Genomic DNA, 10,327 nt, shown 5'->3' on the forward strand with positions numbered 1-10,327 from the left:
TGCCGTTTTCTAACAAACATAAGTATCTTCAGAAAAGGCCTATTGTTTGTTTTAACAAGGTGTTGTACCTGAAACTTAGTCACGTTACCGCAATACACCCCGAAGAACCTGGAAAAAACGTGCCACCCAGCGTAGAGCGCGAGCCCGGATAATAAAAGCTGCTCCTCGTGGCAATCACCTCGCCCACCCAGGTTTTTCGAACGTCAAGCTCGGCAGCAGGTCGGGGCCGACCAGATAATTGAAGGCCCCGGCCTGGACGAGCTGCTGGGCCTTTTGAATATCCGGGGCAAAATAGCGGTCCTGGTCATAGAAGGGCACGACCGCGCGGATAAGGGCCTTTGCTGTCTCCAGCCTTGGCGAGGTCTTCAGCGGCGCGCGGAAATCGACGCCCTGGCAGGCGGCGAGCAGCTCGATGGCCACGACCCCGGCACTATTCTCGGCCATTTCCAACAGTCGCCTGGCGGCAAAGGTGGCCATGGAGACGTGGTCTTCCTGGTTGGCCGAGGTCGGCAGGCTGTCGACCGATGCCGGATGGGCCAGCGATTTGTTCTCACTGGCCAGGGCCGCCGCGGTCACCTGGGCGATCATGAAACCGGAGTTGAGGCCGCCTTTTTCAACGAGAAAGGGCGGCAGTTTGGACATATGGCCGTCGATGAGCAGGGCCATCCGCCGCTCGGACAGGGCGCCGATCTCGGCAATGGCCAGGGCCAGGTTGTCGGCGGCCATGGCAATCGGTTCGGCGTGGAAGTTGCCGCCGGAGATGATGTCGTTCTCCCTGGAAAAGACCAGGGGGTTGTCGGACACGGCGTTGGCCTCAACACCGATGACCTCGGCCGCGTTGCGGATCTGGGTCAGGCAGGCGCCCATGACCTGGGGCTGGCAGCGCAGGGAGTAGGGGTCCTGCACCGCCTCGCAGCCGAGATGGGAAATTTCGATTTCACTGTGATCGAGGAGCATGCGGTAGCAGGCGGCGGCATCGATCTGGCTTTGGTGGCCGCGCACCTCGTGCACCAGCGGATCGAACGGCCGGCGGCTGCCCTGTGCCGCCTCGACGCTTAAACTGCCGGAAACCATGGCGGCGGCGAACAGCTCCTCGGCGGCAAACAGTCCTTCCAGGGCAAAGGCGGTGGAGGCCTGGGTGCCGTTCAACAGGGCGAGGCCTTCCTTGGGTCCGAGGGTGATCGGCGATAATCCGGCCCGCTGCAGGGCCTCGAGGCCGGAGATCTTTTGTCCCTGATGCATGGCCTCCCCTTCGCCAAGGAGCACAGTGCTCATATGGGCGAGCGGGGCGAGGTCGCCGGAGGCGCCGACCGAGCCTTTCTGCGGGATGCACGGAGAGACCTCGGCATTGACCAGCCGGATCAGCGCGTCGATTACCTCGAGCCGGATGCCGGAATAACCCCGGGCCAGGCTGTTGATTTTCAGCACCATCATCAGCCGGACCGTCGATTCCTTCATGAAGGCCCCGACGCCGGCGGCATGGGACAGGACAATCGACCGCTGCAGATGCTCGAGTTCCTCGACCGGAATAATGGTGCTGGCCAAGAGACCGAAACCGGTATTGATGCCGTAAATCACCCGCCCCTGGCTGATGACATCCCTGACCGTTGCCACCGAAGCATCGATTTTTGGGGTGCAGCTTTTTGCCAACCGCACCCTGACCGGCGCCTTGGCGATGTGACGAAGTTGGGCGAGACTGAGTCTGCCTGGGTCGATTTCTATCTCGGGGATCATTATCTTCTCTCCTGTGGAGGATGTGGGCGCATGCCTCCTATTGCTGTTCTGCCGCGGAGGCAAGTATCGTTCGGGTGAGCGGCTGCGCTTGATTGTATAGACAAATTCTGCATGGTACTATCGTGCGAAAATTTTCACTACCAATAAAATCGATCATCTGAAAACAGAAACCGAGGAGAAACCTATGTTGAACAATGCACGGATTGCCGAGGTGATGAACATTCGACTGGATGATGAGCTGCCGGAACAGGAAGACTTTCAGCCGGACATTCGGCGGGCGCCGGATCGCGGCTTTCGCTTGACCAGGAGCCAGACCGAAACTGCCTTGAAGAACGCCTTGCGTTATATCCCGGAACAGCACCATCGCCTCCTTCTGCCGGAGTTTCTTCACGAGCTGCACACCAGGGGGCGGATCTACGGCTACCGCTTTCGCCCCCATGGTCCGATCAAGGCCAGATCCATTGACGAATACGCCGGCAACTGTCTGGCTGGCAAGGCCTTCCAGCTGATGATCGACAACAATCTCGATTTTGACGTCGCCCTCTATCCCTATGAGCTGGTCACCTACGGCGAGACCGGCAGCGTCTGCCAGAACTGGATGCAGCTGCGGCTGATCAAGAAATATTTGCAGGTGATGACCGACCACCAGACCCTGGTCATGCAGTCAGGCCACCCGCTGGGACTTTTCCGCTCCAGCCCGGATCAGCCGCGGGTGATCATCACCAACGGTCTGATGGTCGGCCTGTACGATAACCCGGACGACTGGGAAATCGCCGCGCAGATGGGCGTGTCCTCCTATGGCCAGATGACCGCCGGCGGCTGGATGTATATCGGGCCGCAGGGCATTGTTCACGGCACCTACAACACCCTCCTCAATGGCGGCCGGAAGATGTGCGGCGTGGCGGCGGAGGGTAATCTGGCCGGGCTGCTCTTTGTCACCTCCGGGCTTGGCGGCATGAGCGGCGCGCAGCCCAAGGCGGCGAAGATCGCCGGGGCGGTGTCGATTACCGCCGAGGTTGATATGTCGCGCATTGCCACCCGCCACCAGCAGGGCTGGGTCGATGTCGTCTCCAGCGATCTGGCCGAGATTTTGCGACTCGCCGAAAAGAGCCGCACGGCCAAAGAAAGCAGTTCCATCGCCTACCACGGCAATGTCGTTGATCTGCTCGAGTATCTGGCGGCAAAAGAGTTCCCGGTCGACCTGCTGTCCGACCAGACCTCCTGCCATGTCGTCTACGACGGCGGCTATTGCCCGCAGGGTATCGAATTCGCCGAGCGGACCCGCTTGCTGGCCACCGACCGGACGACCTTCAGGAGGCTGGTCGACAACAGCCTGCGCAGGCACTATGCGGCGATAGAAAAGCTGTCGCACCAGGGGGCCTATTTCTTTGACTACGGCAATGCCTTCCTGAAAGCGGTCTTTGATGCCGGGGTGACCGAGGTGGTCAGAAACGGCGTCGATGCCAAGGACGGCTTTGTCTTTCCCTCGTATTTTGAGGATATCATGGGGCCGATCTTTGATTACGGCTACGGTCCCTTTCGCTGGGTCTGTCTCAGCGGCCGGGCGGAAGACCTCGATAAAACCGACCAGGCGGCGATGTCCTGTATCGACCCGGCTCGCCGGGCGGAGGACCGGGATAATTATATCTGGATCAAGGAGGCTAAGGCCAACCGGCTGGTGGTCGGCAGCCAGGCGCGTATTCTCTACTCCGATGCGGCGGGACGCACGGCCATTGCCCTGAAATTCAATGCCATGGTGCGTCACGGCGAGGTCGGCCCGGTCATGCTCGGCCGTGATCATCATGATCCGGGCGGCACCGACTCGCCGTTCAGGGAAACCGCCAACATTCATGACGGCAGCAACGTCTGCGCCGATATGGCCACGCACTGTTTTGCCGGCAACGCCGCCCGGGGCATGTCCATGGTCGCCCTGCACAACGGCGGAGGAACGGGCATAGGCAAAGCAATCAACGGCGGCTTCGGCATGGTCCTGGACGGCAGCGAGCGGGTCGACGAAATCCTGCGCAGCGCCATGTCCTGGGATGTCATGGGCGGGGTTGCCCGGCGCAGCTGGGCGAGAAACCCCAACGCCATGGAAGTGGCCATGGCCTACAACCGCGACAATGACAACGGCGATCAGATCACCATTCCCTTTCAGACCGATACGACGCGGCTGGCGGAAGTGGTGCAGGATCTGTTTTCGCAACTGGATAAGTAAAGGAGACTGCGGATTATGCCACAACACCTCTTTCACAATACGACGATATACAGCCCGGTGGACAGGGGCCGGCCGTTGGCCGGCAAGGCCCAGGGCGAGCTGGCGCATTTCAAGAGCGGCGCCCTGCTGGTCGAAGACGGGCTGATTGCCGCCGTCGGCGATGAGCAGCAGGTGCGGGCTGCAGTAAAGGCGGCAGGGGACTTGGCGGAAATCGACTGCGGCGGCAGATGCATGGTCCCGGGCTTTGTCGATCCGCACACGCACATGTGCTTTGCCGCCCTTCGTGAAGAGGAATTTGCCCTGCGCCTGGCCGGGACGCCCTATCTGGAGATACTTCGCCGGGGCGGCGGCATTCTCTCCTCGGTGCAGGCGGTGGCCGCAGCCAGTGAAGAGGAGCTCTTTGCCAATACCCTGGCCCATGTACACACGGCGCTCAGCCTCGGCACCACCTGTCTGGAGATAAAAAGCGGCTATGGGCTGGACACGGCAAACGAGCTGAAGATGCTGCGCATTATCGGCCGGGTGGCGATAGAGAGCCCTGTCGATATCGTCGCCACCTTCCTCGGTGCCCATGCCGTCCCCGAACAGTATAAACAGGATGCCGACGCCTTCGTGGACCTGCTCATCGACGAGATGCTGCCGCAGGTCAAGAAACAGAACATTGCCCGGTTCTGCGATGTATTCTGCGAGACCGGGGTCTTTTCCATAGCGCAGAGCCGCCGCCTGCTGCAGGCGGCGCAGGCCCTCGGCCTGGGGGTGAAAATCCATGCCGATGAGGTCAACGATCTTGGCGGCGCCGGGCTGGCCGCGGAACTGCATGTCTGTTCGGCCGATCATCTGCTGGCGGCAAGTGCGGCGAATATCCAGGCCATGGCCCGGGCCGGGGTGATCGCCACCCTCCTGCCGGCCACCGCCTACAGCCTGAGAAAGAACTATGCCCGGGCCAGGCTGATGCTCGAAAACGATGTGCCAGTCGCGCTGGCCACCGATTGTAATCCCGGCTCAAGCTTTACCGAGTCGATGCAGTTTGTCATCGGCCTTGCCGTGCTCAATATGCACATGACCCCGGCCGAGGCGCTGACCGGGGCGACCCTGAACGCGGCCTATGCCATCGACATGGCGGCTACGATCGGCAGTCTGGACCCAGGCAAGCAGGCGGATTTTCTGCTGCTGGCGGGAGATACCCCGGCCATTCTTGCCTATCATGCCGGCGTGTCCTCCGTTGAGAAGGTGTATAAGAAGGGACAAGAGATAAGGAGAATGATGCCATGAAAAAGATAGTCGAATGTGTGCCGAATTTTTCTGAAGGAAGAAACGAGGAAACCATCGCGGCGATCAGCCAGGCCATTGCATCGACCAAAGGGTGCACCCTGCTCGACGTCGATGCCGGAAAATCGACCAATCGAACGGTGTTCACCTTCGTCGGGGATCCGGACAGTGTCGTCGAGGGGGCCCTGGCCGCCGCCCGAGTGGCTGCGGAGCGCATCGATATGCGCAAGCACACCGGCGAACATCCCCGCTTCGGCGCCATGGATGTCTGCCCCTTTATCCCGGTGGCCGGGGTGACCATGGAGGAATGTGTCGAGATCTCCAAGCGCTTTGCCGAAATGGCGGCGGAGGAGCTGGGGGTGCCGTTCTACCTCTATGAAGCGGCGGCGACCCAGGACTATCGGCGAAAACTTCCCGACCTGCGCCAGGGAGAGTATGAAGGTCTGGCGGCGCGCCTGAAGGACCGCAAATGGCGGCCGGATTATGGGCCGACCGACTTTGTGCCGACCTGGGGCATTACCGCCACCGGCGCCCGTAATTTTCTTGTCGCCTATAATGTCAATATCCTCGGCACGCCCAACCAGGCCCACCGCATCGCCCTGAATCTGCGCGAGGCGGGCCGGGGAGACGATGAACCCGGTCGTCTGGGCGAGGTGAAGGGGATGGGCTGGTTCGTGCAGGAATATAATATGGCCCAGGTGACGGTCAATCTCCTCGATTATAGTGTCACCCCCATGCATGTGCTGTTTGAGGAGGTGAAAAAGGAAGCCGCGGCCCTGAACGTCGGGGTGGCCGGCTCGGAAATTGTCGGCCTGGTGCCGCTCGAGCCGCTGTTGATGGCAGCGGAGTATTATATCGAGCAGGAAAAGCTGTTTATCTACGAGGAGGATCAGAAGATACGCCTGGCCGTGGAACGGCTTGGCCTCAATTCGGTGGCGCAATTTATCCCCGAGGAGAAGATCATCGAATACCGCGTGGTCGAAAAACCGGTCGAACCCCTGGCCGGATCGACGGTGCGTGGTTTTATCGAGGAAATTGGTGCCCGCAGTTCGGCGCCGGGCGGCGGCTCGGCCTCGGCGGCAGTGGCCGCGATCGGGGTGGCCCTTGGCGCGATGGTCGCCAAGCTTACCTATGGGGTGCGAAAATTTGAAACGGTGCAGCCGCATATGCAAAAGGCCATTCCCGTGCTGCACGAACTGACCCGCCGGCTTATCCCGATGATCGATGCCGACACCTCGGCCTTCAACGAGTATATGGCCGGGGTACGCATGGTGCAGAATACCGAAGAGGAAAAAGCCGCCCGCAATGCCGCCATGCAGGCCGGGCTGAAGACGGCCATTCAGGTGCCGCTGACGACCATGCGTCTCGGCGATACCGCCTGGGACAGTCTCTGTCAGGTGGCGGAATACGGCAATCCAGCCTCGAGTTCCGATACCCTGGTCGGTGCCCGGGCGCTGGAAACCGGCATCTGGGGCGCCTATCAGAATGTTCTGATCAATATGGTCGAGATAGAGGATCCCGCCTATAAGGAGGCCGTTCTCCGCGAGGCGGAGGAGATAGTCGTCCGCGCTGGGAAAAACTCTGCGGAGATTCTGCGGATTTTAAAATCACTGCAGAAATTTTAGGCGGAGAGGAAGTTTTTTACTCAGCCATTGTCAGGCGGCGCCGGTCCCGCGAAGAACCTCGATCAGATGGAGAAGAATCATAAATCCTAGATATGCCAGGACCATGATAGATAAAAAAAGAACGAGGATGAGAATGACCACCGTCAGCTTCAGACGATGTTCCGGGCTGTCTGGCGGTTGCGGTGCATGAAGCTGTTTTTCCATCAAGGCGGTATTTTTTTCATTTGCCTTCCAGACAAAATCAAACAGATCTCCAAGAAACGGGATAAGGCCGATGACCGATTCCACCAGTACGTTAAAAACCATGCGGAGCAGGGTTGTCGTCGAAGCGCCAAGCCGGGCGGACTCGATGATGATATAACTTGAAGCCACGCCGCCGGCGATATCGCCAATTCCGGGAATCAGACCAAGAAGACCATCAATGCCAATGCGATATCCTCCGGGAAGCGGGATGATACTGTCCAATACCCTGCTGAGCGATTGTAATCGTTGCAGTCTTTTTACCGTTGAAGAAGCGATAGCTGTTTTTTCCTTGTGCATTGCCTTGCCCTCTCATCCTTCATCATGCATAATTCTTCGCAGGAAACAGTCAGATAGTCCAGGAAAAATAGAATAACCCATCTGGAACGTATATTGCTTGTTTTTTTCTGCAGGGTGCCAAGATGGAAACAACCGTAATTTAATCTGAGGAGGAGTATCATGAACAAAGATATCATCAAAGGTAAATGGAATCAACTCAAAGGGGAAGCTAAGATTCAGTGGGGAAAACTCACCGACGATGAATTGGATCAGATTGACGGGAATTACGACAAGGTGGTCGGGAAGCTGCAAGAAAAATATGGCTACCAAAAAGACCAGGCCGAAAAAGAAGCAGAGGCCTTTTTCAACAAGCACAAATGATCGATGACCTGTCCTGCTCAGCCGCAATGTAAAAGAGGATGTGCATTGCGGCTTCTCTTGGAATGATGGTGTCTGTGAGCGGATCCCTGCTCAGAAATTTTACCCCTGTTATCCTGAGACAACCGCTTCCGGTTTTCAGGTTTCTTCAAGAAAATCAGCAACCGGCCGGAGAATATCCACCGATTGGCAGATAATTTTTGCACTTACCAGGAGAGGGAACGCCAGAAGGGCGCCGACATAACCCCATATCCAACCCCATACAATAATGCTGAGAAAAACAACAAGGGGATTCATTGAAAAACGGTCACCCAGAATCTGCGGAGTAATGATTTGTCCTTCAAGGCTGGTGATGGTCAGAAATACTGCAGGAGCTAAAAAGATCTGGGGAAGAGTATCAAATGTAACAAATGAAATTAAAGTAATGACGATTGCAGTGAAAATCGCTCCGATATACGGTGCAAAATTCAACAACGCCGTCATGGTTCCCCATAATAGTGGGTTGGGCAGGCCGATGATGGCAAAAGCAACCGCGACTATTGCGCCGAGACAGGCATTGATTACGGCAATGGTTAAAAGATATCTGGAAATTTCCCTTTGAATAAGATGGCCCATATTGACTGTGTCACGCTGATTGACTAACCAGAAAATGGTGCGTATTAAATATTCCACCAGCGTCTTGCCGCTGTACAGGAGAAAATAGAGCAGCACTATCGATAAGACCACAAAGGTCAATACCTGGGGAGTTGCGGAAAATATGGTGTCGAATAGCTTTTCGGAATTTGATTTAACTATTATTTGTTGACGATTGTTATCCATTTGCGCCAGGTCATCCATCCTCTCAGCAGCCCTTTGTACCTTTTCCAGCGGCTTTTTGAATTTTTGCATTTTTTGTTCAATGTTATGCAGGATCTGGGGAGATTTATCAAGCCACTCCTCGGCGGGCTCCGATAGAAAAATAACACCACCGGCAATAACGGAGACGATACTTGCAACGACAATCGCCGCACCAATGCGCTTGGCGATATGCAGTTTGGATAAAAAATGAACGACGGGTGTAAAGAGAAGACTCAACAGTATCGCGAAGGTGAGTGGCATAAGTATGACGGCGGCATATTTTAATACAAACAGCAGCATCAAGATAAAAATTCCGATCAAAGCCGTTTCTCCGATGGACAGCCGAGCCTCTTGCCGATTTTCTCTCCTGGAAGAGCCGTTGGAGGGGGGATTATGATGATTATTTGTCGGGTCAGTATGGTCCATGGCAGCACTTGAAAAGTTGAGAGTTTCTTGGTCAACAGAAGAGATAGTACCTACCAAGCAATATCTATACCTGAGAAAAGAAAACGTCGATTGTTATATCTAAATCGGTTAATGGCATGTATTTCGCATGGCCCTTATCAGTGGAGCGTATTTTTATCGTCAGTAATCGCTACAACGATTTCATCATCGGTGAACCTCTATATGCTCAAGGAGAGTTGATATGATTACAAACCTTCTAAAACTAGGTGGGTATGTTTTACTGGCCAGAGAAGCGGCTGATTTTGTCATCAACTCTCAGCATTATCGGGAGAAGGAACAGAACAGGGAACAAGTAGTTGCCACTCTTTCCGGATGTTTGATCGGCTTGGCAGTGGGCGTGAGTGTTGGACTACTTTTTGCCCCCCGATCGGGAAAAGAGACTCGAGATATGATTGCAGATACTGCCTGTAGCCAGCTCGATCGTCTCCAGTCTCAATTCGCCGAGGGAAAAAAGCAAATGAGCGAAGTCATAAGCAGGACAAAAGAGGAGTTATGCGCAACATCTCCTGAATCTTCTGAAGAAAATACTGAGGTAACTGCAGCATAACAAGGCTGCGGACGTTCCGGCAAAAGACCGACAGCTGAACTCTTAACAAATGTGGGAAGAAAATGACATTTACTGTGACGGTTGAAGGGATAATTCTGTTGTTGCTGCAGGTTCTTGGGCTGATTGTCGGCGGCTATCTGTTGGTGGTTCTGAAAAATGCCAATCAGCTCATTCTCAACGTCAATAAAACACTCACGGCAAACCAGGAAAAACTCGACAAGCTTTTGCTCAATCTTGAGGAATTAAGTGGCAATACGGCGCATGTCAGTGGTGAACTGAAAAATCAGTTTGAAACGAATAAAGTAATAATCAGTTCCATTTTTCAAACAGGGGCTGATTCCATGTTTCTGATCAACGATGCCACGAGCAGAATCAGAACACTTGTGTCGAATTTCAATGAAATAGTCAGGTTGGTGAACGGAATCATTAAAAAAGTAAAATAGAGTACCAGGGAGAATGGCTCCATATCAAAAAATCCAGGAGGGTACTGTGAAAAGTTATATGAACTGGAGAAGGAAATCCGATAATTCCACAACAAAAATGATCCTCGGAACTGTTGCGGGAATGGCAGTGGGTCTGACCGCGGGACTTCTCACGGCGCCGTGTGCGGGGAAGGATATGCGCAGGATACTTTTTAAACGAACGAATGAAGTGCTGGAAAAGGCAGGGAAAACTCTATCGGAAAGCAAGCAACAGGAAGAATGAATAATCAACACTGCCCAGGGTCTTGATTAA

Annotated in this window: 10 protein-coding genes; 7 read left to right on the plus strand and 3 right to left on the minus strand. The window is 55.4% G+C overall.

Features of this window, described 5'->3' with window-relative positions; translation table 11 throughout:
- Positions 1-174: 174 nt before the first annotated feature.
- Positions 175-1,734 (minus strand): histidine ammonia-lyase, encoded by a 1,560-nt coding sequence (hutH, locus tag ACYQ8U_RS18665; protein ID WP_459947074.1) that lies wholly within the window; start codon positions 1,732-1,734, stop codon positions 175-177.
- A gap of 184 nt (positions 1,735-1,918) precedes the next feature.
- On the opposite strand from hutH, the gene hutU reads away from it, so the two are divergent.
- From hutU to ftcD, 3 genes are read left to right on the plus strand one after another with little or no spacing between them, the layout of a single operon-like run.
- Entirely contained in the window at positions 1,919-3,952 is a 2,034-nt protein-coding gene (gene hutU, locus ACYQ8U_RS18670; RefSeq protein ID WP_459947075.1) for a urocanate hydratase, read from the plus strand.
- A gap of 15 nt (positions 3,953-3,967) precedes the next feature.
- Positions 3,968-5,224, plus strand: a complete 1,257-nt coding sequence (gene hutI / locus ACYQ8U_RS18675) for an imidazolonepropionase (RefSeq protein WP_459947076.1) — start codon at positions 3,968-3,970, stop codon at positions 5,222-5,224.
- Positions 5,221-6,846, plus strand: coding sequence for a glutamate formimidoyltransferase (gene ftcD / locus ACYQ8U_RS18680; RefSeq protein ID WP_459947077.1), 1,626 nt, complete (start codon positions 5,221-5,223; stop codon positions 6,844-6,846). The genes hutI and ftcD overlap by 4 nt, the downstream gene beginning before the upstream one ends.
- A 30-nt stretch (positions 6,847-6,876) precedes the next feature.
- Here ftcD and ACYQ8U_RS18685 read toward each other — a convergent pair whose 3' ends face one another.
- Positions 6,877-7,386, minus strand: coding sequence for a DUF4112 domain-containing protein (locus tag ACYQ8U_RS18685; protein WP_459947078.1), 510 nt, complete (start codon positions 7,384-7,386; stop codon positions 6,877-6,879).
- Positions 7,387-7,545: 159 nt separating this feature from the next.
- On the opposite strand from ACYQ8U_RS18685, the gene ACYQ8U_RS18690 reads away from it, so the two are divergent.
- A complete protein-coding gene (locus ACYQ8U_RS18690) occupies positions 7,546-7,746 on the plus strand; it encodes a CsbD family protein (protein ID WP_459947079.1) in 201 nt (66 codons plus the stop codon).
- A gap of 135 nt (positions 7,747-7,881) precedes the next feature.
- Here the strand turns inward: ACYQ8U_RS18690 and ACYQ8U_RS18695 are convergent, their stop codons facing one another.
- The gene (locus ACYQ8U_RS18695) at positions 7,882-9,063 is read right to left on the minus strand and encodes an AI-2E family transporter (RefSeq protein ID WP_459947080.1); all 1,182 of its coding nucleotides are present in this window, start codon (positions 9,061-9,063) and stop codon (positions 7,882-7,884) included.
- 163 nt (positions 9,064-9,226) lie between these two features.
- On the opposite strand from ACYQ8U_RS18695, the gene ACYQ8U_RS18700 reads away from it, so the two are divergent.
- From ACYQ8U_RS18700 to ACYQ8U_RS18710, 3 genes are all read left to right on the plus strand, one after another.
- A complete protein-coding gene (locus tag ACYQ8U_RS18700) occupies positions 9,227-9,592 on the plus strand; it encodes a YtxH domain-containing protein (RefSeq protein ID WP_459947081.1) in 366 nt (121 codons plus the stop codon).
- A 62-nt stretch (positions 9,593-9,654) separates the two neighbouring features.
- A complete protein-coding gene (locus tag ACYQ8U_RS18705) occupies positions 9,655-10,035 on the plus strand; it encodes a hypothetical protein (RefSeq protein WP_459947082.1) in 381 nt (126 codons plus the stop codon).
- Between the two features lie 46 nt (positions 10,036-10,081).
- The gene (locus ACYQ8U_RS18710; RefSeq protein ID WP_459947083.1) at positions 10,082-10,297 is read left to right on the plus strand and encodes a YtxH domain-containing protein; all 216 of its coding nucleotides are present in this window, start codon (positions 10,082-10,084) and stop codon (positions 10,295-10,297) included.
- Positions 10,298-10,327: the final 30 nt, after the last annotated feature.

The sequence above is a fragment of the Desulfocastanea catecholica genome (assembly GCF_054657295.1).

What these genes read in the sequence shown, in the direction of transcription:
- hutI (WP_459947076.1), top strand. Translation starts at nt 3,968, where the DNA reads ATGCCACAACACCTCTTTCACAATACGACGATATACAGCCCGGTGGAC.
- ftcD (WP_459947077.1), top strand. Translation starts at nt 5,221, where the DNA reads ATGAAAAAGATAGTCGAATGTGTGCCGAATTTTTCTGAAGGAAGAAAC.
- hutH (WP_459947074.1), bottom strand. Translation starts at nt 1,734, where the DNA reads ATGATCCCCGAGATAGAAATCGACCCAGGCAGACTCAGTCTCGCCCAA.
- ACYQ8U_RS18705 (WP_459947082.1), top strand. Translation starts at nt 9,655, where the DNA reads ATGACATTTACTGTGACGGTTGAAGGGATAATTCTGTTGTTGCTGCAG.
- ACYQ8U_RS18690 (WP_459947079.1), top strand. Translation starts at nt 7,546, where the DNA reads ATGAACAAAGATATCATCAAAGGTAAATGGAATCAACTCAAAGGGGAA.
- ACYQ8U_RS18700 (WP_459947081.1), top strand. Translation starts at nt 9,227, where the DNA reads ATGATTACAAACCTTCTAAAACTAGGTGGGTATGTTTTACTGGCCAGA.
- hutU (WP_459947075.1), top strand. Translation starts at nt 1,919, where the DNA reads ATGTTGAACAATGCACGGATTGCCGAGGTGATGAACATTCGACTGGAT.
- ACYQ8U_RS18685 (WP_459947078.1), bottom strand. Translation starts at nt 7,386, where the DNA reads ATGCACAAGGAAAAAACAGCTATCGCTTCTTCAACGGTAAAAAGACTG.